Below are 22,823 nucleotides of genomic sequence, written 5' to 3'. Positions count from 1 at the left end.
CCGGACCGGCCGGGCTAGGACAGGAACGGCGCGACCGAGGTCCAGCCGGGATCGCTGACCACGTCGACGAGCGGCTGGCCCTCCTCCCAGCTCACGATCAGCTCCTTGGCGTGGATGGCCGCCTCGCCTGTGGGGTCGGCGTAGACATGGATGACCCTCGTGCCCTCGGCGCTGAGGTGCGCGGCCAGCACCCCGTCGGCGTGCAGCCTGCCCAGGCGGGCCGCCAGCCGTTCCTCGAACTCCCTGAGCGAGGCCAGTGACCCGTCCACGGGCAGGCCGTTCTCGTCGGCGTGGGCGTAGGGCAGCGTGATCTGGATGTGCTGGTCGTAGAGCGGGTAGTCGACGGGCCTCAGCGGATAGCGGGCCGTGGCGACGAGCGGCGCGCCGCCCGCGGTCTGGCCCTCCAGCAGCGCCCACTGCTCCTCGGCGTACTCGGAGGCCAGGTCGGCGATCACCGAGGGCAGGTGCACGGCCTCGACGGAGTCGATCGGCTGGAACGTGGCAGGCGTGATCTCGCCGACCCATCTGGCCACGTCGTCCTCGCCGAGCAGCCAGTCGAGGGAGAGCAACGTCGCCTCCATCCTCGTCTCCTCGTCGAGCATGACGAAGACGGGGTGGAAGGCGGCGATGTCCATGCGCGGGACGCCCCTGGGCACGCGCAGGCCGAGCAGCAGCTTGTCGAGGGCGAACTCGTAGCCGCCCACGTCCAGCGTGAGCTCCATCGCCTCGGGGTTGGCCTGGCGCGAGGGGTGGTACTCCCACAGCGCGTCGCTCTCGGGCGCGGCCCTGGCCCACCGGTGCGCCAGCGACCGCAGCTCGGGGTCGCCCGCCGCGGTCACCACCAGCGCCTGCTGTGCCTTCCCCCCGGGCGCGACCTCCCAGACCAGGCCGGGATGGACCGCGCTGACGGCAGGCGCGATCAGCTCCGAGAGCCGCTCGGCCTCGCCCGCCTCGACCATCGCGTCGATCCCCGGTCTGGCCTGCTGCCACCACTCCCAGAACTCGGCCAGCCCGTCGCCGGTGTCCTCGGCGACCTCTTCTTCTTCTTCGTCCTTGCGCCCGAACAGTCGCATAACCCAGCATTCTCGCACCGCGCGGGCGCGAGGCTCCCCGTTCTCGTCCCGTACGGCGAGCCGCTCCGCGTCCCATGGGCGCGGCGGCGTGGTGAGGCGGCCCACGCCGGCGGCCCTGAGGGCCGAGCGGGCGCCGGCGAGACGGTAGTCTCGAAACGTCATGGGACTGCGTGTGCTTGCCGCCATGTCGGGCGGCGTCGATTCCGCCGTGGCCGCTGCTCGGATCGCCGAGGCGGGCCACGATGTCACCGGTGTGCATCTGGCGCTCTCGGCCAATCCCCAATCCCACCGTACGGGGGCCAGGGGCTGCTGCACGATCGAGGACTCCCGCGACGCCCGCCGCGCCGCCGACGTCATCGGCATCCCGTTCTACATCTGGGACATGGCCGAGCGCTTCCAGCGCGACGTGGTGGAGGACTTCGTCGCCGAGTACGCCGCCGGCCGCACGCCCAACCCCTGCCTGCGCTGCAACGAGAAGATCAAGTTCGAGGCGGTGCTCGACAGGGCGCTGGCGCTGGGCTTCGACGCGGTGGCCACGGGTCACCACGCCAGGCTCACCGACGGCGTGCTGTCCAGGAGCGTCGACCAGGGCAAGGACCAGTCGTACGTGCTGGGCGTGCTCACCAGGCAGCAGCTCAGCCACGCGATCTTCCCGCTCGGCGACTCCACCAAGGCCGAGGTGCGCGAGGAGGCGGCCAGGCGCGGCCTGACCGTCGCCGACAAGCCCGACAGCCACGACATCTGCTTCATCGCCGACGGCGACACCAGGGGCTTCCTCGCCAAGCGCCTGGGCCAGGAGCCCGGCAGCATCGTCGACCAGGAGGGCGAGGTCGTCGGCTCCCACCACGGGGCCTACGCCTTCACCGTCGGCCAGCGCAAGGGCCTGCACATCGACCGCCCGACCGCCGACGGCAGGCCGCGCTACGTGCTGTCGATCGAGCCCGTCTCCAACACGGTGACCGTGGGCCCACGCGAGGCGCTGCAGGTCACCGAGATCACCTGCGTCCGGCCCGTCTGGAACGGCCCCGAGGCCACAGGGGAGCTGTCGGTGCAGCTGCGCGCCCACGGCGAGGTCTACGGCTGCCGCTTCGAGACGCGCGACGGCGAGGTCGTCATCACGCTCGACCAGCCCGCCACGGGCGTGGCGGCGGGTCAGGCGGCCGTGCTCTACTCCGGTGACACCGTGATCGGCTCGGCCACCATCGCCACCGCCGCCTGACCCTCTCCACCAGGTCGGCCGAGGGGCGGGATCAGGCGAGCGTGACCGAGTCGCCGACGGCGATGCGGCGCATGTCGGCGCCCTGCTTCTCCGACTCCATCTGCAGCCAGCCGTCCACCAGGCCGAGGCCGGCCTCGCTGTAGAGCGCGTCGTGGGTGGAGTAGGCGCGAGCGGGCTTCACCGTGCGCAGGTACCCGATGACCTCCGACATCTTCAGCCAGGGCGCGCCCGTGGGCACCATGAGCGTCCCGACGGAGGCGTCGGGCACGGTGAAGGCGTCGCCCGGGTAGAACACCTCCTCGTCCAGCAGGAAGCCGACGTTGTCGACGATCGGCATGTCGGGGTGGTTGGCGGCGTGCCATTCGCCGAACACCTTCACGCCGAAGCCCGCCGTGTCGAAGGCGTCGCCGTGCCGTACGGTCTGGACCTTCGCGGGCAGTCCCTCGGCGGCGCCGGAGGCGACACCCTGGCAGGTCCACACCTCGACCTCGGCGGACAGGGTCAGCAGCTTGTCGCGGTCGGCGTGGTCGAAGTGGTTGTGCGTGATCAGCACGGCGTCGGCGCCGTCGAGGGCGGCCGCGTCGGTGAGTGTTCCAGGATCGATGACCAGGACCTTGCCGTCCTTCTCGAGCCGGACGCAGGCGTGACCGAATTTGGTGAGCTTCACCTGTCCCACGATAGGACAGGGCCTGAGTCCCGTGACGACGGGACATCTCGCCCCTAGGATCCGCGACATATGGGGAGAAAATTACTGGGGGCGCAGGGCCTGCCGCAGGGGGTCGCGGCGGGCCGGTCCGGCGTCCTCTCCTTTGGAGCGTTCCCGCGCGACCGTCGCAGGCACCTCGCCCTGGTCGTCAACCGCGCGCTCGTCTACGCCGTCCTCACCGCGGTCGTCGGAGCCGTCTACTTCGGGATCATCGCCGTGGCGGCGGGCCTCGGCTCGTGGGCCGGCCTGGTCGCCGCGCTGGCGGCGGGGGCCCTGTTCCACCCAGTGAGGCAACGCCTCCAGGAGGTCGCGGACCGCCTGTTCAAGGTCGAGCGCGACCCCTACAGGGTGGCCGACCGGCTCAACCAGAGCGTCCAGCGGGCCAGCGGCCCCGTCGAGGCGCTGGAGTCGGCGGCGACCGCGATCAGGCAGGCGCTCCAGGCCGACGGGGTGGCGGTCGAGGTGCTGCTGTCCGACGGCAGCCTGCGCAGGGTGGGCGACGGCGAGCCTGGCGAGCAGGCCACGCCGCTGATCTGGCACGGCCGTCCGGTGGGCCGGCTGCTGCTGGCGGGCGAGCCGCCCGATCCTGGTCTGCTCGACATGCTGGTCAGGCATCTGGCCGAGGTGGCCCACGCCGTACGGCTGACCGCCGATCTGCAGCGTTCCAGGGAGCGCATCCTGGCCACCCGCGAGGAGGAGCGCCGCAGGCTGCGCAGGGACCTGCACGACGGGCTCGGCCCCACGCTGGCCAGCCTGGCGATGACCGTCGACGAGGCGCGGCTGCGCCTTTCGAAGGATCCGGCGGCGGTCGACCCGCTGCTGCACAGGGTGCGCAGCCAGATGGCCACGGCGATAGGGGACGTGCGCGACCTGGTCTACGGCCTGCGCCCGCCCGCGCTCGACGAGCTGGGCCTGGAGGGCGCGCTGAGATCGCTGGCCGAAGGGCCTGGGCCGAGGGTGGTCGTGGTGGTGACAGGCCGGCTGAAGGACCTTCCCCCTGAGGTGGGCGTGGCCGCGTACAGGATCGCGCAGGAGGCGGTGACGAACGTGCGCAGGCACGCCCACGCCACCACGGCCCTGATCAGGCTCGAACGCCGGGAGGAGCTGTGGCTGACCGTCTCGGACGACGGGATCGGGCTGCAGGAGGAGCGGCGCAACGGCGTGGGCCTGGCCTCGATGCGTGAGCGCGCGGCGGAGGCGGGCGGCGACTGCGTGGTCACCGGCAGACCCGGCGGAGGCACCGAGGTGGTCGTGCGGCTGCCGCTGAAGGCTGAGGAGGGGGCGCGGTGATGCGCGGGATCGCGTGGGCGGGCGCGGTGTTCTCGCCCGCGGCGGCGTTGCTGTCGTGGTGGATGACCGAGCAGGTGCCGTGGCCCACCTCGATGGAGGGCGTCGACCCCATCGCGCTGCTCTTCCCCGTCGCCGCGGCCTTCCTGATCGACCGCAGGCCCAGGCTGCCGTTCCTGTGGATCATGTGGGGCACCGGCGTCGTGTGGGCGGTCTACAGCCTCGCCTTCTCCGGCACGCACTGGCTGACCGCCCACGCGCCAGGACCGTACGTCCCCTATCTGGGCTGGCTGGCGCTGTGGCTGTGGCTGTGGGCGGTGCCGACCTTCATCGGGATCATGCCGCTGCTCTTCCCCGACGGGCGCCTGCCGTCCAGGCGGTGGCGGTGGGTGCTCTACGGCAACCTGTTCCTGATGGTCGGCCACTCGCTCCTGCTCGGGCTGAGCCCCGACGCCGGCTTCGAGCTGGAGATGGAGGGCTTCGACAACCCCTTCGGCGTCGAGGCGCTGGGCACGATCCCCGAGACCGTCGAGAGGTGGATCACCCCGCCGATGATGGGCCTGTCGGTGCTCGGCCTGCTCTCGCTGGTCTCCCGCTATCTGGCGGCCGGTCCTGAGCTGCGCAGGCAGATCGCCTGGTACGCCGCCACCATGGGCGTGTTCGTCGGCTTCTGGCTGGTGCGCGGCGACGACCCGGTGCTGGGGGCCGTGCAGCTGGTCCTGGCCGGCGGCATCCCGATCTCGATCATCGCCGCCGTGCTGCGCCACCGGCTCTACGGCATCCAGATCATCCTCAACAGGACCCTGGTGTACGGCGGGCTCGCGGTCGTCGTCGGCGTCATCTACGCCGCGCTGATCTGGCTGGGCGACCACCTGGTCGGCTCCTACGGCCCTGTCGCGGGCCTGGTGGCGGCGATGCTGGCGGGCGCGCTCTTCCATCCGGTGAGGCTGCGCCTCCAGCAGGCCGCCGACCGCCTGTTCGACGTCGAGCGCGACCCCTACAGGGCGGCCGACAGGCTCAGCCGTACCGTGCAGGAGGCGGGCGACCCCGCCGAGGCGCTGGCCACCGCGACCTCGGTGGTCAGGTGGGCGCTCGGCGCGAGGGGAGCCGCCGTCGAGATCGAGGGGACGGTCACGATCGTGGACGGCGAGCTGGGCGAGGAGCCGAAGGCGGTGCCGCTCGACTGGCACGGCGAGCCCGTGGGACGGCTGCTGCTCAACGGCGTCAGGCAGGGCAGGGAGCCGCTGGCCGTGCTGGCCAAGCACCTGGCCGAGCTGGCGCACGCCGTACGCCTGACCACCGATCTGCGGCGCTCGCGCGAGAGCATCAGGACCACCCGCGACGAGGAGCGGCGGCGGCTCGGCAGGGAGCTGCACGACGGGCTCGGCCCCGCGCTGACCAGCGTCACGATGACGATCGACGAGGCTCGCAGGCGGCTCGCGCGCGACCCCGAGTCGGTGGCGCCGCTGCTGGCGCGCGTGCGCGAGGAGATGACCTCGACGATCGTGTCGGTGCGCGAGCTGGTCTACGGCCTGCGCCCGCCCGCCCTCGACGACCTCGGACTCGAAGGGGCGCTGCGCCTGTTCGGCCAGGCCCCTGGGCCGCGCGTGGACGTCGTGGCCGAGGGCTCGCTCGACGGGCTGCCCGCGGCGGTGGAGGTGGCGGTCTACCGGATCGTCCAGGAGGCGCTGACGAACGTCCGCAGGCACGCGGGCGCCACCGCCTGCCTGGTGAGCCTGGCACGCACGGACCAGGAGCTGCGCGTGGCGGTCTGCGACGACGGCGTGGGCCTGCCGCCCCGCCCTCCCGCGGGCGTGGGGCTGACCTCCATGAGGGAGCGCGCGGCCGAGACGGGTGGCACCTGCACGGCCAGGCGGCGCGAGGGCGGCGGCACGGAGATAGTGGCCCGCCTGCCCCTCCACTGATGACAAACGCTGTCGGACCAGGTCAGACGGCATATGGACGCGATCCTTCGCGGACGTCTCTCATCAGTAAGCTAAGGCCCATGTCCTTTGGCGCGAGCGGTGTCGGATCACATCCAGGCGAGGATCACTTCGAGGCCCTCAGGGTGGTGTTCGGCGAGCTGCCCGACCTGCCGTACCTGCCGGAGCTCCCGGCGAGGGGCGTCGGCGCCGACCTGGTCGGCAGGACGGCGGCGCTGCTGGTCGAGCTGCCTGTGGAGGTGCAGCCCTCAGGCTGGCGCCTGGCCTCGCGGCCGGGCCGCGACCACCGCAGGGCGGTCGACCACCTCGCCCGCGACCTCGACGGGCTCGAGGAGGTCGCCGACGGCTACGAGGGGCCGCTCAAGCTGCAGGTGTGCGGGCCGTGGACCCTGGCGGCCGCGATCGAGCTGCGCCACGGCGACAAGATGCTCTCCGACCAGGGGGCCGTGCGCGATCTGACCGCCTCGCTCGTGCAGGGGGTGACCGACCACGTGGAGTCGGTGCGCAGGCGGGTGCCAGGCGTCACCGAGATCGTCCTTCAGCTCGACGAGCCCGGGCTGCCGGGGGTGCTGACGGGCACCGTGCCGACGGCCTCGGGCTTCGGCAGGCTCGCCCCTGTGGAGGAGTGGCGGGCGGAGGAGGCGCTGCGGCTCTTCCCCGACCCCGTCGTCCACTGCTGCGCCCCCAGGGTGCCGATCGCCATGCTGCGCAGGGCGGGGGTGCGGGCGGTCTCGCTGGACGCCTCGATGCTGTCGAGACGCGACGAGGAGCCGATCGGCGAGGCGATCGAGGCGGGCGTGAACTTCTTCCTCGGCGTGCTGCCCGGCCTCGACAGCAGCCTGCCCGACGTGAAAATGATCGCCAAGACCGCCACCGACCTGTGGCAGCGGCTCGGCTTCGCCGCCGAGGACCTCCAGAACAGGGTGGTGCTCACGCCCACGTGCGGGCTGGCCGGCGCCTCGCCCGCCTACGCCAAGGCGGCGCTCGGCAGACTCAGGGAGACGGCGAAGGCGCTTCGCGGAGACTGATTCCCCGCGCGGGTCTTGACGGCCGCGACAGGAGTGATGGACTCGACGCGTGACGGCGGGCGACTTCGCGGGGGCCGGCGCGCTGCTGCTGGGCACCGGCTCGCACGCGCAGGGCTCCGACCTGCCCGACCTGCCGTCCGTCGCGCGCACGCTCGACGATCTGCGCTCCGTGCTGCTCGACAGGTGCGGCCTCGCGTGGGTGCGGACGGTCCTCGACCCTCCCTCGCCGCGCGAGCTGGGTGACGCGATCGCCTCCGCGGCCTCCACGGAGGGGCCGCTGATCGTCTACTACGTCGGGCACGGCCTGGTCAGCAGGCGTGGAGCGCTCCATCTGGCGGCGGCTGAGACGGTCTCGGGGCCGCTGGCGCTGGAGCACACGGCGCTGCCGTACGACCTGATGCGCCGCTACCTGCTCGACAACGCCGGCGGGCCGCTCGTCGTGGTCCTCGACTGCTGCTTCTCCGGCAGGGCCATCGAGGGCATGTCCGACCCGTGGGACGTGGCGGAGATCTCGGGGGCGTACGTGCTCACCTCGGCGGGGCGCAGCGAGCCCTCCTTCGCGCCCGACGGCATGGCGCAGACCGCCTTCAGCGGGGCGCTGCTGCGGCTGCTGACCGAGGGGCCGCCCGAGCTGACGCTGTCCGACGTGCACCGCCACCTGAGCAGGACGCTCCCGGCCGCGGGCTTCCCGAGGCCCCGCGTCCGCTCGACGGGCAGGGTGGGCGAGCTCGCGCTGCTCCGCGCCCCCTCCGCGGGCCACGGCGAGGTGCGGCCGCCGCCCGCTCCCGCCTTCGCAGGGCCGCCCTACAAGGGGCTCGAGGCGTTCGGCACGGCGGACGCGGCGCTGTTCTTCGGCAGGGAGCGCCTGGTGGAGACCCTCGTGCGGCGCCTGGACGACCCCGCGCCGCTGATCGTCACAGGGGTCTCGGGCTCGGGGAAGTCCTCGCTGTTACGCGCAGGGCTCGTTCCCGCGCTGCGGCAGCGGTCGGCCGGCCTCACCGTCGCGGTGATCACGCCGGGCGAGCCGATCCCCCAGGGCGTGGACGTGCTGGTGCTCGACCAGTTCGAGGAGGCGTTCACCGGCGGCGCCGTCCCGGACCTTCCCTGCCAGACCGTGATCGGCGTGCGGGCCGACTTCCTCGGCAGGTGCGCCGCCGTACCCGCGTTGCAGGCGGGTCTCGAACGCGGGCCCGTCGTCGTCGGCCCGATGAGCCACTCGGAACTGCGCTCCGCCGTCGAGCGGCCCGCGCTCGCGGCCGGGCTCACCCTCGAACCCGGCCTGGTCGAGCTGCTGCTCAGCGAGCTGGGCAGCGAGCCGGGACGGCTCCCCCTGCTCTCCCACGCCCTGCTGGTCACCTGGCGGCGGCGCGGCGGCGCCACGCTCACCGTGGCGGGCTACCGGGCCACAGGCGGCATCCACGGCGCTCTGGCCGCCACCGCCGACGGCGTGCTGGCCTCGCTGCCCTCGCACGAGGCGGCGAGGGCGGTCTTCAGGCGGCTGGTCCACGTGGGGGAGGGCAGCGACGACACCAGGCGGAGGGTGGAGCTGGACCGGCTGCTGGCCGAGGTCCCCGACCCGTTGGCCGCCTGCGAGGTGGTCGACGCCTTCGCCGCCGACACCGCCAGGCTGATCACCCTCGAAGGGGAGGCGGTCGCGATCACCCACGAGGCGCTGCTGACGGCCTGGCCCGTCCTGCGCGGCTGGCTCGACTCCGATCGCGCGGGCCTGCTCGTCGAGCAGCACCTGCTGGAGGCCGCCGCGGCATGGGAGGGCGAGACCGAAGGGCTCTACCGGGGCCACAGGCTGGCGCTGGCGAGAGAGTGGGCGCTCGGCAGGCCGTTGCCGCAGGCGGCCGAGCGCTTCCTCGCCGCCTCCATCGCGCACGAGGAGGGGCGGGCGAGGGCCGCGCGCCGCCGCGCCAGGCGCAGGGTCCTGCTGTCCGGCGTGCTTGGCGTGCTGTTGCTGCTGTCCTTGGCCGCGGGCGGCGTCGCCTTCACCCTGTACGGCAGCGCCGAGTCCGCCCGCAGGAGCGCCACCGCCCGCGCCCTCGTCCAGCAGGCCGGCGCCCAGAGCCAGGCCGACCCCGCGCACGCCCTCCGCCTGGCGCTGGCCGCCCTGGCCGTCGAGCCGGGAGAGCGGCACAGGGGCGCCCTGGTCGGGCTGCTGGCGGGCTCGCTGTACGCCGCCGCCGCGGTGGTGGGCGAGGCGACGCTGACCCTGGCCCACAGCCCTCGGGGCGGGCTGGTGGCGGCCGTCGGCCTCGACGGCTCGGCCGAGGTCTGGGACACCACCGACCGGCACGCGCCCGCCCGGGTCGCCGTGCTCGACGGCCACGGAGGAGCCGTGCGGGCCGCGGCGTTCACGCCGGACGGCGCGACCCTCGCCACCGGCGGCGAGGACGGCAGCGTGATCGTCTGGCGGAGCTCCGACTGGGCCAGGACCGCCACCGTCGAACCGGGCCGCGGCGGGATCCACGCGCTGGACTTCAGCCCGGACGGCAGGCGGCTCGCGGTGGGCGCCGACGCGGCCGCGCTGGTGTGGCCCCTGGGCGGCGACCGGGCGGAGGCGGTGCGCGGGACGGGGCGGGACGACCCCGTCCGGTCCGTGGCCTTCACGGTGGACGGGCGGCGGGTGGTCACGTGCGGCAGGTTCACCGACTGCGCGCTGTGGAGTCCGTCAGGCGGGGCGGCCGTGCGCTTCTCCACGCCGTCGACCGTGGAGGGGGAGCAGGCGCACGTCACCTGGGCGCTCGCGCTCAGCCCCGACGGCAGGACGATCGCCACCAGCGGGAACAGGTCACGCGCCTACCTCTGGAACATCGAGGGGACCAGGCCGAGGCTGCTGGCCGACCTCGCGGGCCACGCCTCGGCGATCAGGGCGGTGGCCTTCAGCGGCGACGGACGGCTGCTGGCCACGGCGGGGGCCGACGGGCGGGCGATCGTGTGGGAGGTGTCGCAGGGCGCCCCCGTCCAGCGGGCCGTCGTCGGCGGCCGGGCGGCGGAGATGCGCTCCGTCTCGTTCGACCCCGTCACCGGAGACCTCGTGACCGCTGACGCCGGGGGCCGGACCGTGCTGTGGGAGACCTCCAGGCTGGGGCCGCCCGCCGTACTGACGAAGGTGCCGCAGGAGGCGGTGGGGCGGGGCGCGCTGGCCGCGGACGGCAGGCGGCTGGTCACGGTGACGGCCGAGCACGCCCTCACCCTCTGGGAGCTGGGCGGCGACCTGCCGCGGCGCGCGCTCCTCGCCGAGGACGCGGGCCAGGTCTCCGCGCTCGCCGCAGGCGACGGCGTGGCCGTCACGGGCGGCGAGGACGGCACGGCCGCGCTGTGGCGGCCCTCGCGGCACGACACCTCGGTGACCGCGCGGCTGTCCTCGCGGATCACCGCGGTCGCCTCGGCGGGTGGCTGGGCGCTCGCCGGCGCCGCCGACGGCAGCGCGGCGCTGTGGCCGCTCTCCTCCCGGGACCCGGTACGGCTGCCGCCCGCGCTCGGGTCGGTGGACGCGGTCGCCGTCAGCGCGAACGGCAGGCTCGCGGCGACGGGTGACGCGTCGGGCAGGGTCCGGCTGTGGAGCCTGGCCGACCCCGGGCGCCCTGCGGTGGTGGCGGACTTCCCCGCCGCTCTTGATGGGATCGTCTCGGCCGCGCTGTCCGCCGACGGGCGCAGGCTGCTCGTCGGCGGGAGCGACAAGCTCGCCAGGCTGTGGGACGTCGGCGACCCTGCCAAACCCGTTCGCCTGGCTGACCTGGACAACGACTTCAGGGTGGTGGCCTCGGTCGGGTTCGCGCTGGGATCGTCCCTGGCGTACACGGGGGCGGGCGGGGGCCCGGTGAGCCTGTGGCACGTGACGGGGGAGGGGGAGACGCGCAGGTACGCGACGCTCCCCTCAGCCGACGAGGTGACGCTCAGCGCGGACGGGACGCGCATGTTCGCCAACGGCCACCCGGCGGGGGCCGTGGTGTGGGACCTGTCGCGGCCGGCACGGGTGCTGCGCGACCCGGTCGCGGCGGCCTGCGAGATCGCCCGTGGAGGGCTCGACGAGAAGGAGTGGATGCGACTGACCGAGGGGCTCGCCTACCGACGTTCGTGTCCTTGAGGAGACAGCCATGATCATGAGAATCGCCGCCACAGCCCTGCTCGTCACCGCCCTACTCCCCGCTTCCGCGCACGCGGCCACGCTCGTCACAGGACCGGACGGCAACAGGGCCACGATCCGCGCCTCGATCGACGGACACCACAAGCTGACGGTCCTGCTTCCCTCGGTCACGGACAGGCACAGGAGCAGGTGCACCTGGGTGGTCCTGCTCGTGCGCCGTACGGACGGGCACAGGAGGGCGGTGCCCAAGTGGAGATCGGCCACCAACCGCAACTGCACCAACAGGACGGTCGGCCTGCCCACCTTCACCAGGGGCGACGTCAGCCGGGCATGGGCGCAGCTGTGCGTCTCACGATCCGCGCCCACGAGACCGTGCTCCAGGTCGTGGACGAGGCTGGTCTGAACAGGTGAACGGCGTCCCCGGGAGGACCGGGTTGTCGGTGCCGCGAGATAGCGTTCTCCCAGGGTTGACGGAGGGAGTTTCCTGATGAGCGCCGAGGTCGAGGGTGTGCCGGTGGACGCGCTGAAGCGGCACGCCGAGCTGAGCGAGCTGGTCGAGGAGGCGCGTGAGCGCTACTACGTCCTCGACGAGCCCACCGTGAGCGACGCGCAGTTCGACGCGTGGTTCAACGAGCTTCTCCAGCTCGAGCAGGCCCATCCCACGCTGCAGACGCCCGACTCGCCGACGCAGAAGGTGGGCGCGCCCGTCAGGGGCGACTTCGCCAAGGTGCAGCACCTGCAGAAGATGGAGAGCCTCGACAACGCCTTCAACGACGCCGACATGGCCGCCTGGCAGGTCAGGGCCGAGCGCCTGGCCGAGCACGACCCTGGGCCCTACCTGTGCGAGCTGAAGATCGACGGCCTCGCCATCGCGCTGGTCTACCGCAACGGCAGGCTGGAACGCGGCGCCACCAGGGGCGACGGGCGCACCGGCGACGACGTGACGCCCAACGTCCGCACCATCAAGGGCATCCCGCACAAGCTCGAGGGCGACGACGTGCCCTCGCTCGTCGAGGTGCGCGGCGAGGTCTACATCCCCGTCGCGGAGTTCGGGAAGCTCAACGAGCAGCTGGTCGAGCAGGGCAAGGCGCCCTTCGCCAACCCGCGCAACGCCGCGGCGGGCACGCTGCGGCAGAAGGACTCCCGCATCACCGCGCAGCGGCCGCTGCGGATGCTGGTCCACGGGGTCGGCGTCTGGGAGGGCGCGGCCGAGCCGCGGACCCAGTCGCAGGTCTACGACAGGCTGCGCGAGTTCGGGCTGCCCGTGAGCGACCTCTACCAGGTCGTGCCCGACCTCACCGGCATCAACGACTTCATCGAGCACTACAGGGTCCACCGCCACGACCCCGCCTACGAGATCGACGGCGTGGTCGTCAAGGTCGACAAGATCAGGACCCAGCGCGAGCTCGGCTCCACCTCGAGGGCGCCACGCTGGGCGATCGCCTTCAAGTACCCGCCCGAGGAGGTCAACACCAAGCTCCTCGACATCGAGGTGGGCGTCGGCCGCACCGGCAGGGTCACGCCCTACGCGGTGATGGAGCCCGTGCTCGTGGCGGGGTCCACGGTCGAGAGAGCCACGCTCCACAACGCGGCGATCGTCGTCAAGAAGGGCGTGCTCATCGGCGACACCGTCGTGCTGCGCAAGGCGGGCGACGTCATCCCCGAGATCGTCGCCCCCGTCACGGCGCTGCGCGACGGCTCCGAGCGCGAGTTCGTCATGCCGACCCACTGCCCCGAGTGCGGCACCGAGCTGGCCTACGAGAAGGAGGGCGACGCCGACCTGCGCTGCCCCAACGCCCGCTCGTGTCCCGCGCAGATCCGTGAGCGCCTCTACTTCGCGGCGGGGCGGCGCGCCCTCGACATCGAGGGCCTCGGCTACGTCGCCGCCACGGCGCTGACCCAGCCGGTCGAGGGTCAGGAGCCGGTGCTGCGCACCGAGGCCGACCTGTTCGACCTCACGCTGGAGCAGCTCATCCCGATCAGGTCGGTGGTGCGCGACCAGGAGACGGGTCTGCCCAAGATCGACCCGAAGACCGGCGAGCCGAAGGTGGTCTCGTTCTTCTCCAACGTCAGCGGCGCGCCGAGCCAGAACGCGCTGAAGCTCCTGGCGGAGCTCGAGGAGGCCAAGAAGGTGCCGCTCTGGCGGGTGCTGGTCGCGCTCTCCATCCGCCACGTGGGGCCGCCCACCGCCCAGGAGCTGGCCGGCGCCCTGCGCTCGATCGACGCGGTCATGAACGCCTCCGAGGAGGAGCTGGCCGCGGTCGAGGGCATCGGTCCTCGCGTCGCCGCGACGATCCGCGAGTGGTTCGCCGTCGACTGGCACCGCGAGATCGTCGAGCGCTGGAAGGCGGCGGGCGTCCGCATGGAGGACGAGCCCGCCCCGGAGAAGGGCCCGCAGACCCTCGAGGGCCTCACGTTCGTCGTCACAGGCACCCTGGAGGGCTTCACCCGCGATTCGGCCGCCGAGGCCATCACCTCGCGCGGCGGCAAGGTCGCGGGGTCGGTCTCGAAGAAGACCGCCTTCGTGGTGGTGGGCGAGAACGCGGGTTCCAAGTACGACAAGGCGGTCAGCCTGGGAGTGCCCATCCTCAACGAGGCCGGGTTCGGGGTGCTGCTGGATCAGGGCCCCGAAGCCGCTGCGGAGGTCGCCGTCAAGCCGGAAGAATAGGCCTTCCCTACGGAAAGGTGGTCATATGTCCGAGCTCAGCGGTGAGCGGTTGGCGGAGCTCCGTCAGACCTTCGCCTCGATCGACGTCAGCGGCGACGGTTTCATCAGCCAGGAGGAGTTCCTGAAGCACTTCCCCGGCCTGCCCGCCGAAGCGCTCGGGTCGCTGGAGCAGACCGCCGACGCCGACGGGGACGGCCGGATCTCCTTCGAGGAGTTCGTCCGTCTCCTCGGCTGAGATCAGTCTTCCCGGCAAAACGGATAAATGCCGCGTTTTGCCGGGAAATGTGGGCAAGTGGGGTGACGGAACGTAGGCGGGTGGTTTCGGGAAGTGGGGTAAAGGTCGTACCCTCCCATAGTGACCTCATGGGGGTTCTGTTACCGATGACCGACCCGAATGACACGCGCGACACGGGACCACGCGTAGGCACCCCGTTGTGGGCCTTCCTCGCAGGCGTCTCCGTGATCGGCTGCACCGCGCTGATCGTGGCCGAGCTGCGCCTCGACGTGTTCGAACTGGCCGAGCTGGCCAGGGCGCCGCTCTTCTGGGTGCTGGCCGTCCTGGTGGTGCTCGGCGAGCTGCGTCCCGTGATGGTGTCGTCGGCCACCGCGGTGGGCGGCACCTATCCGGCGACCATGTTCACCTTCGCCGTGCTCCTGCACTACGGGCTCGCGGTGGCGGTGCTCATGCAGGTCGTCGGCATCGTGGTCAACGGCGTCGTCACCCGCAAGGCCTGGCACAGGGTGAGCTTCAACGTCGCCCAGGCCACTCTGGCGTTCACCGCGGCGGCGGTCGTGCTCGGCCTGTTCGGCATCGTGCCGAGCCCGTCGTCGCCGTGGGTGCCCTCAGGGCCCACCCTGACGGCCGTCGCGCTGTCGGGCCTGGCCTACTTCGCCGCGCGGGCGATGCTGGTCTGCGGCGCCGTGGCGCTGCACGAGCGGCGCTCGCTGAGCAGGGTGCTGCGGGCGACCGTGGGCCCGCAGGCGCTGGTCTACACGGCGCTGCTCGGCCTCGCGCCGCTGGTCGTCGTGGTCATGGAGGACTCACCGGGGCTGGTGCCGCTGTTCGTGGCGCCGCTGGCCGCGGTCTACTTCACCGCCACGCTCTCCATGCGCCGCGACCACCAGGCGATGCACGACGAGCTCACGGGGCTGCCCAACCGCAAGATGCTCATCGTCTCCACCGAGGAGGCGCTGGCCGAGGCGCGCCACGACGAGCGGGTGGGGCTGTTCCTCATCGACCTCGACAGGTTCAAAGAGGTCAACGACACCATGGGGCACCCGGTCGGCGACCGGCTGCTGCAGATGGTCGCCCACAGGCTCACCCACTCCGTACGGCCCGGCGACGTCGTCGCACGCCTCGGCGGCGACGAGTTCGCGGTGCTGCTGCCGTCCATCAGGGACTCGCACGCGGCGAGGGAGGTCGCGGCCAGGCTCAGGGCCGCGCTGACCGAGCCCGTCCGCCTTGAGGGCATGACGTTCGACATGGACGGCTCGGTCGGCATCGCGCTCTTCCCCGACCACGCCCCCGACTTCGAGCTGCTGCTGCAGCGCGCGGACGTGGCGATGTACCTGGCCAAGGAGGGGCGTACGGGGGTCGAGCTCTACCAGCAGGACAAGGACCGCAACTCGCCCGAGCGCCTCGGCCTGCTGGGCGACCTGCGGCGCGCGGTCGACAACCGCGAGCTGCGGCTGCACTACCAGCCCAAGGTCGATCTCGCCACCGGCGAGGTGCGGGGGATGGAGGCGCTGCTGCGCTGGCGCCATCCGGTGCGCGGGCCGATCCCCCCTGACGACTTCATCCCGCTGGCCGAGCAGTCCTACCTGATGCGGCAGCTGACCGAGTACGTCATCGACGCGGTGATGGAGCAGGCGGCCCGCTGGTGGCACACCGGGCTGCAGGTGCAGATCTCGGTCAACGTCTCGGCCCGCGACCTGCTCGACTCCGCCCTCCCCGACCAGCTGGAGGCCGGGCTCTCCCGCTTCAGGCTGCCGCCCGAGGCGATCCAGCTGGAGGTCACCGAGCGGATCCTGATGGGCGACCAGGCCTACACCCACGAGACCATCAAGGCGCTGGCCGCGCTCGGCGTGCCGCTGGCGCTCGACGACTTCGGTACCGGCTACTCCTCCTTCATCCGCCTGCAGCGGCTGGCCGCCTCCGAGGTGAAGATCGACGCCTCGTTCGTGCAGCGGCTGTCGTCGTCGGAGGACGACGAGCGCATCGTCCGCTCGATCGTCGACCTGGTCCGCTCTCTCGGCCTGCGGTCGGTGGCCGAGGGGGTCGAGACCGAGGAGGTTGCGCTCAAGCTCACCGGCATGGGCTGCGACATGGGCCAGGGCTGGCTGTTCGGCAGGCCGATGGCGCCCGCCGACGCGACCGTCTGGCTCAGGGAGCGCGTCGGCGTGCAGGAAGCCGAGTACGTCGAGATCTGAGAGCGATGCCTGGAGGCGGCGCTAATGGTTCGGCCACCCTCCGTCAAGAGCCCTAGGATGACAGTGTCCAAACTCCATCCACGAAACGGGTTCAACGACTCATGTCCGCCATAACCCGCGACGAGGTCGCGCACCTGGCCCGGTTGTCCCGGCTGGCGATCTCCGACGACGAACTCGACCACTACGCGACCCAGCTCGATGACATCATCGCCGCGGTCGCGAAGGTGGCAGAGGTCGCCGCCGAGGACGTTCCGCCTTCGTCGCACGCGCTCCCGCTGACCAATGTCTTCCGTGCCGACGAGGTGCGACAGTCCCTCACGCCCGAGCTGGCGCTCTCGGGCGCCCCGGCCGTCGAGGACGACCGCTTCCGGGTTCCGCGCATTCTCGGGGAGGAAGCATGAGTCTGATCCACAAGACCGCCGCCGAGCTGGGCGCGCTGATCGCCTCGGGCCAGGCGAGCGCCGCCGAGGTCGCCGAGGCCCACCTCGACCGCATCGAGCAGGTCGAGCCCAAGGTGCGCGCGTTCCTCCACGTGGACCGCGAGGTCACGCTGGAGCAGGCCCGCGCCGTCGACGAGCGCATCAGGCAGGGTGAGAAGCTCGGCCCCCTGGCCGGGGTGCCGATCGCGCACAAGGACATCTTCGCCACGCGCGACATGCCCACCACCGCCGCCTCGAAGATCCTCGAGGGGTGGCGCCCGCCGTACGACGCGACCGTCACCGCGCGGCTGCGCAAGGCCGGGCTGGTCATCCTCGGCAAGACCAACCTCGACGAGTTCGCGATGGGCTCCTCCACGGAGAACTCCGCCTACCACGCCACGCACAACCCGTGGGACCTCACCAGGGTTCCCGGCGGCTCCTCCGGCGGCTCCAGCGCGGCGGTCGCCGCCTACCAGGCGCCGCTGTCGACGGGCACCGACACCGGCGGCTCCATCAGGCAGCCGGCCGCCGTCACCGGCATCGTGGGCATGAAGCCGACCTACGGCGGCTCCTCCCGCTACGGCCTGATCGCCTTCGCCAGCTCCCTCGACACCCCCGGGCCCTTCGCCCGCAACGTCATGGACGCGGCGCTGCTCCACGCGGCCTTCTCAGGACACGACCCGATGGACTCCACCTCCATCGACGCGGCCGTGCCCGACGTCGTCGAGGCGGCGAGCAACGCCGACATCGCGGGCATGCGCATCGGCGTCGTCAAGGAGTTCGGCGGCGAGGGCTACCAGCAGGGCGTGCTCAACCGCTTCCACGACGCCGTCGAGCTGCTCGAGTCGCTGGGCGCGAAGGTCGTCGAGCTCTCCTGCCCCTCCTTCACCACGGCGCTGCCCGCCTACTACCTGATCGCGCCGTCGGAGTGCTCCTCGAACCTGGCCCGCTTCGACGCCATGCGCTACGGCCTGCGCGTCGGCGACGACGGCACCAGGAGCGCCGAGGAGGTCATGGCGCTCACCAGGGCCGCGGGCTTCGGCCCCGAGGTCAAGCGGCGCATCATGCTCGGCACCTACGCGCTGTCGAGCGGCTACTACGACGCCTACTACGGCCAGGCGCAGAAGGTCCGCACGCTCATCTCGCGCGACTTCGAGGCCGCCTTCCACCAGGTCGACGTGCTGATCTCGCCGACCACGCCGACCACTGCCTTCCCGATCGGCGAGCGCGCCGACGACCCGATGGCGATGTACCTCGCCGACCTGTGCACGATCCCGTCCAACCTGTCGGGCAACGCGGCCATGTCGGTCCCGATCGGCCTGGCCGACGAGGACAACCTGCCGGTCGGCCTGCAGATCATGGCCCCGGTCCTCGGCGACGACCGCTGCTACAGGGTCGGCGCCGCCGTTGAGAAGGCCCTGGAGAGCCGCTGGGGCGGCCCGTTGCTGAAGGAGGCTCCCGCACTGTGAGCGTCATGGCGTACGACGAGGCCCTGGAGCGGTACGAGCCGGTCCTCGGCCTGGAGACCCACGTCGAGTTGGGCACCCACTCGAAGATGTTCTGCGGCTGCTCGACCACCTTCGGCGCGCCGCCCAACACCCATGTCTGCCCGACCTGCCTCGCGCTGCCCGGCTCCCTGCCGGTGGCCAACGAGATGGCGATCGAGTCGACGATCCGCATCGGCCTGGCGCTGAACTGCTCGATCGCCGAGTGGTGCCGCTTCGCCCGGAAGAACTACTTCTATCCGGACATGCCGAAGAACTACCAGATCTCGCAGTACGACGAGCCGCTCTGCTTCGACGGCTACCTCGACGTCGAGGTCGACGGCAGGACCGTGCGCATCGAGATCGAGCGCGTCCACCTCGAGGAGGACACCGGCAAGTCCACCCACGTGGGTGGCGCGACGGGCCGCATCCAGGGCGCCGACTACTCCATCGTCGACTACAACCGCGCGGGCATCCCGCTGGTCGAGATCGTCACCAAGCCGATCCCCGGCACCGACAGGCTCGCCCCCGAGGTCGCCCGCGCCTACGCCACCGAGCTGCGTGAGCTCATGCGCTCGCTCGGCGTCTCCGACGTGCGCATGGAGGAGGGCTCCATGCGCTGCGACGTCAACGTCTCGCTCATGCCGCGCGGCTCCTCCGAGTGGGGCACCCGCACCGAGACCAAGAACGTCAACTCGCTGCGCAGCGTCGAGCGCTCGGTGCGCAGCGAGATCCAGCGGCAGGCGGCGATCCTCGCCGAGGGCGGCAGGATCATCCAGGAGACGCGCCACTTCCACGAGGACACCGGCATGACCACGTCGGGCAGGTCCAAGGAGGAGGCGCAGGACTACCGCTACTTCCCCGAGCCCGACCTGGTGCCGATCGCGCCCGACCCCGCGTGGGTGGCCACGCTCAAGTCCGCGCTGCCCGAGCTGCCCGCCGTACGGCGTAAGCGGCTGCAGGCCGAGTGGGGCGTGAGCGACCACGACATGGAGTCGATGCACAACGCCGACGCCATCGAGATCGTGGAGGCCACGATCGCGGCGGGCGCGCCCGCCGCCGACGCCCGCAAGTGGTGGATGGGCGAGCTGGCCCGCAGGGCCAACGAGTCGGGCAAGGCCCTGGCCGACCTGCCCATCACCCCCGCGCAGGTCGCCAGGGTGACCGAGCTGGTGGCCTCCGGCACGCTCAACGACAAGCTGGCCCGTGAGGCGCTCGACGGCGTGCTGGCGGGCGAGGGCAGCCCCGACGAGGTCGTCGCCTCCAGGGGGCTGCAGATCGCCGACGAGGGCGAGCTGGCGACGATCGTCGAGCAGGTGCTCGCCGGCAACGCCGACGCCGTGGAGAAGGTCCGCTCCGGCAAGATCGCCGCGGTGGGCGCGCTGGTCGGCGGCGTCATGAAGGCCAGCCGAGGCAAGGCCGACGCCGCGCGGGCCCGCGAGCTGATCCTGGAGAAGCTCGGCGTCTCCGAGTAGGCGCCGTCGCGAAGCGGGGGGCCGAAGTCCTAGGCCGGTGCCTAGGACTTCGGCCCGATGTGCTTCGCGGCGCCCCGCCGTAGCGTCGCATCCATGACGCGTACATCTTTGACCGCAGGCCTGGTGGCACTGGTGTCGCTGGTGGCCTTCGAGTACATCGCCGTGGCCATCGCCATGCCGGTCGTGGCACGTGAGCTGGGCGGATTGCACCTGTACGGCCTGGCCTTCAGCGGCGCGATGGCCGCCGCCGTCGTCGGCACGGTCCTCGGCGGCCGATGGGCCGACCTGAGAGGGCCGAGCGCCCCTTTGTGGTCCGGAGCGGCCGCCTTCATCGCCGGCCTCGTGCTGGCGGGGGCGGCTCAGTCCATGGAGATGTTGATCGCCGGCCGGCTCGTCCAGGGTTTCGGCGGAGCGCTGGTCAGCGTGGCGCTCTACGTGGTGGTGGCCAGGGTCTATCCCGAGGAGTCACATCCGAAGATCTTCTCCCTGTTCGCCACGGCGTGGGTGGTGCCCTCCATGGTCGGCCCCGCGATCGTCGGCCTCGTGGTCGACACGCTGGGCTGGCGGTGGGTCTTCCTCTCGGTGCCGGTGCTCACCGTGATCGCGGGGCTGATGCTGCTGCGCGGGCTGGCGGGGCAGCCGGTCACCGGCGGGCAGGCCGAGCCCGCGCCGGGGCTGGCGAGGAAGGTCGGCTGGGCGATGCTGACGGCCGTGGGCGCGGGCCTCATGCAGTACGGCAGCGACGGCAGGTTCCTCCTCCTGGTCGTGGGGCTCGTCGTGCTGCTGGTGGCGCTTCCGAGGCTGCTGCCCGCGGGCACGCTGCGCGCCGCCAGGGGGCTGCCCTCGGTCGTGGCCCTGCGCGGCCTGGCCACCGGCGCGTTCTTCGCCGCCGAGGTGATCATCCCGCTGATGCTGATCAACGAGCGCGGCCTGTCTCCTCTGCTGGCCGGGTTCGCGCTGACCGGCGGCGCGCTCACCTGGTCGTTCGCCTCATGGCTGCAGGGCCGCGAGGTGTTCAGCAGGAGGACGAACCTGTTCGGCGGCTCGGTGGCCATCGCCCTCGGCATCATGTTCATGGGCGCGGTCACCTTCGACGGCGTGCCCGTCGCCCTCGCCTACCCGGCGTGGATCGTCACGGGATTCGGCATGGGACTGGTCTATCCGACGCTGTCGGTGCTGACACTCGAACTGTCGAGCCCCGGTGAGGAGGGCGTGAACAGCTCCGCCCTGCAGGTCGGCGAGTCGGTCTTCTCGGTAGTGGCGGTCGCGATCACCAGTGCGCTGTTCGTCGCGGCGGACTCGGGCTACTGGGCGGTCTACGCGGCCACGCTGCTCATGGCGCTGGCCGGGCTCTGGGTCGCGCCCCGCTTCCAGACGGCACGAGTCGCCGCTCCGGCGGTTGCTCATATGTCATGATTTCCGCCATGCGCTGGGCGATGAGGGGGACGATCGCCACCGTCGCCCAGCGGCACACGGGCAGGCGGCCGGCCCGCGATCCGCGCTGAAAAGACCGTGAAAGTGAACCGGTTGATCGGGTGATACCTATCGACCGCTTCGCACACGGAAGGCCACCCATGACCGCAGCCGCGGTGCACCAACCGGATCTCGCCGACCCCGAGGGCTTCGGCGAGATCTTCGACGCCCACTTCGGGGAGATCCACCGGTACGTCGCCCAGCGACTCGGCCCCGATGACGCCGAGGACGTGGTCGCCGAGACCTTTCTCACCGCCTTCCGCAAACGCGGCCAGTACGACCCCTCCCGCGCCAGCGCGAGGACCTGGCTGTACGGCATCGCCACCAATCTCGTCGGCAAGCACAGGCGCTCGGAGACACGCGCGCTCAGAGCCCTCGACCGCCTGCCCCGCGACCGCGACGTGCACGGGCTCGCGGAGGGCGTGGCCGTGCGGGTGAGCGCGCAGAGCCTCGGGCCGAGCCTGGCAGGCGCGATCTCCAGGCTGGGCAAGGGCGACAGGGACGTGCTGCTGCTCGTCGCGCTCGCCGGGCTCTCCCACGAGGAGATCGCCTCAGCGCTCGGCATTCCCTACGGCACGGTCGGCTCCCGGCTGAACCGCGCGAGGAAGAAGCTCCGCAAGGCCCTTGGCGGCACCAACCCGATGGAGGGCGAGCATGGATGAGCTGAAGAAGGTGCGCGAGCTGTACGGGGAGCCGGCCCTGGATCCCGACGTCAGGGCGCGGGTGGCCGCCAGGCTCGACGCCGAGCGCGCCGCGCCCGCCAGGAGGAGAGGGTGGCGCAGGTCCGCGCCGCCCGCCGGCCGGCCACGGGACGACCGCGCGCCCGGCAGGGCGGGGACGGCCAGGACCGGGCGGGCGGCCAGGGCGGCGAGGTCCTGGTGGGCGCCGATCGCGGCGGGGGCCGCGATCGTCGTCATGGCCGCGGTGGCCTTCGTCGGGCCCAGACTCGTGACAGACGAGGGGGAGAGCGTCCTGCTGGCCGCCGCCGGCGTGGTGGAGACCAGGCCCGCGACGAAGGGCGCCTACTGGCACGTCAAGCGGGTGCTCAACGGGTCGGACGTCAGGCACCTGTGGGTGGCGAGGGACGGCCGCGCCTGGACCAGCCAGGGGGCGGGCAGGCCCGTCCCCTTCACCGGCAAGGGCCCCTTCACGATGGACGGCCACGAGCTGACGATCGCCCAGATCGAGGCGCTGCCCGACGAGGTCGGGCCGCTGCTGGCGAAGGTGCACGCCATCCTCGGGGACGTCTCCGAGGACGAGCGCGAAGGGGTGGTCGCCGACGCGATCACCGGCCTGCTGTGGAGCAAGCCGGCCCCTCCCGACGTCCGCGCCGCCGCCTACCGGGCCCTGGCCGGTCTGTCCAACGTGCGGTACCTGGGCAAGGGGACCTTCAGCTACGACGTGCGAGGGGTGCGCCGCGAGCTGGTCATCGACCGGCGCAGCGGCCAGGTCCTGCGCGCGACCACGGGCCAGGCCACCGAGGCCGTGCTCGAAGCGGGATGGACGGACGTCAAGCCGTGAA

17 protein-coding genes are annotated in these 22,823 nt (G+C 72.2%); 15 read left to right on the top strand and 2 right to left on the bottom strand.

Annotated elements, in window-relative coordinates; all coding sequences use genetic code 11:
* Nucleotides 1-14: 14 nt before the first annotated feature.
* Nucleotides 15-1,235 carry a DUF695 domain-containing protein gene (locus ABFX50_RS18170; protein WP_346147806.1) on the bottom strand — a complete coding sequence of 407 codons (1,221 nt, stop codon included), beginning with the start codon at nt 1,233-1,235 and terminating at the stop codon, nt 15-17.
* Here ABFX50_RS18170 and mnmA point away from each other — a divergent pair.
* Nucleotides 1,234-2,292, top strand: a complete 1,059-nt coding sequence (mnmA, locus tag ABFX50_RS18165) for a tRNA 2-thiouridine(34) synthase MnmA (RefSeq protein WP_346147804.1) — start codon at nt 1,234-1,236, stop codon at nt 2,290-2,292. The genes ABFX50_RS18170 and mnmA overlap by 2 nt on opposite strands.
* A 31-nt stretch (nt 2,293-2,323) precedes the next feature.
* Here mnmA and ABFX50_RS18160 read toward each other — a convergent pair whose 3' ends face one another.
* Nucleotides 2,324-2,959, bottom strand: a complete 636-nt coding sequence (locus ABFX50_RS18160; RefSeq protein WP_346147802.1) for an MBL fold metallo-hydrolase — start codon at nt 2,957-2,959, stop codon at nt 2,324-2,326.
* Between the two features lie 69 nt (nt 2,960-3,028).
* Between ABFX50_RS18160 and ABFX50_RS18155 the strand changes: the two genes are divergently transcribed.
* The 14 genes from ABFX50_RS18155 (at nt 3,029) to ABFX50_RS18090 (ending at nt 22,822) form a co-directional block, all read left to right on the top strand.
* Nucleotides 3,029-4,288 carry a sensor histidine kinase gene (locus tag ABFX50_RS18155; protein ID WP_346147800.1) on the top strand — a complete coding sequence of 420 codons (1,260 nt, stop codon included), beginning with the start codon at nt 3,029-3,031 and terminating at the stop codon, nt 4,286-4,288.
* Nucleotides 4,288-6,210: a sensor histidine kinase gene (locus tag ABFX50_RS18150; RefSeq protein WP_346148076.1), complete on the top strand. Its 1,923-nt coding sequence runs from the start codon at nt 4,288-4,290 to the stop codon at nt 6,208-6,210. Before ABFX50_RS18155 ends, ABFX50_RS18150 begins: the two co-directional genes overlap by 1 nt.
* Before the next feature lie 80 nt (nt 6,211-6,290).
* Nucleotides 6,291-7,256, top strand: coding sequence for a methionine synthase (locus tag ABFX50_RS18145; protein WP_346147798.1), 966 nt, complete (start codon nt 6,291-6,293; stop codon nt 7,254-7,256).
* A gap of 49 nt (nt 7,257-7,305) precedes the next feature.
* Nucleotides 7,306-11,352, top strand: a complete 4,047-nt coding sequence (locus tag ABFX50_RS18140; protein ID WP_346147796.1) for a caspase, EACC1-associated type — start codon at nt 7,306-7,308, stop codon at nt 11,350-11,352.
* Between the two features lie 10 nt (nt 11,353-11,362).
* Nucleotides 11,363-11,755 carry a hypothetical protein gene (locus ABFX50_RS18135; RefSeq protein WP_346147794.1) on the top strand — a complete coding sequence of 131 codons (393 nt, stop codon included), beginning with the start codon at nt 11,363-11,365 and terminating at the stop codon, nt 11,753-11,755.
* An 84-nt stretch (nt 11,756-11,839) separates the two neighbouring features.
* Complete coding sequence (gene ligA, locus ABFX50_RS18130; protein ID WP_183656195.1) at nt 11,840-14,020, top strand: NAD-dependent DNA ligase LigA; 2,181 nt, start codon at nt 11,840-11,842, stop codon at nt 14,018-14,020.
* 25 nt (nt 14,021-14,045) lie between these two features.
* A complete protein-coding gene (locus ABFX50_RS18125; protein ID WP_346129572.1) occupies nt 14,046-14,255 on the top strand; it encodes an EF-hand domain-containing protein in 210 nt (69 codons plus the stop codon).
* Nucleotides 14,256-14,383: 128 nt separating this feature from the next.
* Complete coding sequence (locus ABFX50_RS18120; RefSeq protein WP_376773262.1) at nt 14,384-16,450, top strand: putative bifunctional diguanylate cyclase/phosphodiesterase; 2,067 nt, start codon at nt 14,384-14,386, stop codon at nt 16,448-16,450.
* Between the two features lie 101 nt (nt 16,451-16,551).
* The gene (gene gatC, locus ABFX50_RS18115; RefSeq protein ID WP_183656201.1) at nt 16,552-16,851 is read left to right on the top strand and encodes an Asp-tRNA(Asn)/Glu-tRNA(Gln) amidotransferase subunit GatC; all 300 of its coding nucleotides are present in this window, start codon (nt 16,552-16,554) and stop codon (nt 16,849-16,851) included.
* A complete protein-coding gene (gene gatA, locus ABFX50_RS18110; RefSeq protein WP_183656204.1) occupies nt 16,848-18,338 on the top strand; it encodes an Asp-tRNA(Asn)/Glu-tRNA(Gln) amidotransferase subunit GatA in 1,491 nt (496 codons plus the stop codon). Before gatC ends, gatA begins: the two co-directional genes overlap by 4 nt.
* A 5-nt stretch (nt 18,339-18,343) precedes the next feature.
* Nucleotides 18,344-19,828 carry an Asp-tRNA(Asn)/Glu-tRNA(Gln) amidotransferase subunit GatB gene (gatB, locus tag ABFX50_RS18105; RefSeq protein WP_346148074.1) on the top strand — a complete coding sequence of 495 codons (1,485 nt, stop codon included), beginning with the start codon at nt 18,344-18,346 and terminating at the stop codon, nt 19,826-19,828.
* 93 nt (nt 19,829-19,921) lie between these two features.
* Complete coding sequence (locus tag ABFX50_RS18100; RefSeq protein ID WP_346147790.1) at nt 19,922-21,244, top strand: MFS transporter; 1,323 nt, start codon at nt 19,922-19,924, stop codon at nt 21,242-21,244.
* A 158-nt stretch (nt 21,245-21,402) separates the two neighbouring features.
* Nucleotides 21,403-21,963, top strand: coding sequence for an RNA polymerase sigma factor (locus tag ABFX50_RS18095; RefSeq protein WP_346147788.1), 561 nt, complete (start codon nt 21,403-21,405; stop codon nt 21,961-21,963).
* Nucleotides 21,956-22,822, top strand: coding sequence for a hypothetical protein (locus ABFX50_RS18090; RefSeq protein ID WP_346147786.1), 867 nt, complete (start codon nt 21,956-21,958; stop codon nt 22,820-22,822). The genes ABFX50_RS18095 and ABFX50_RS18090 overlap by 8 nt, the downstream gene beginning before the upstream one ends.
* The last annotated feature ends 1 nt before the right edge of the window (nt 22,823 follow it).

It is taken from the genome of Nonomuraea recticatena (genome assembly GCF_039533245.1).
Lineage (GTDB): Bacteria > Actinomycetota > Actinomycetes > Streptosporangiales > Streptosporangiaceae > Nonomuraea > Nonomuraea roseola.
The sequence above is the reverse complement of the archived record's forward strand: the minus strand, read 5'-3'. Positions and strand labels throughout refer to the sequence as shown.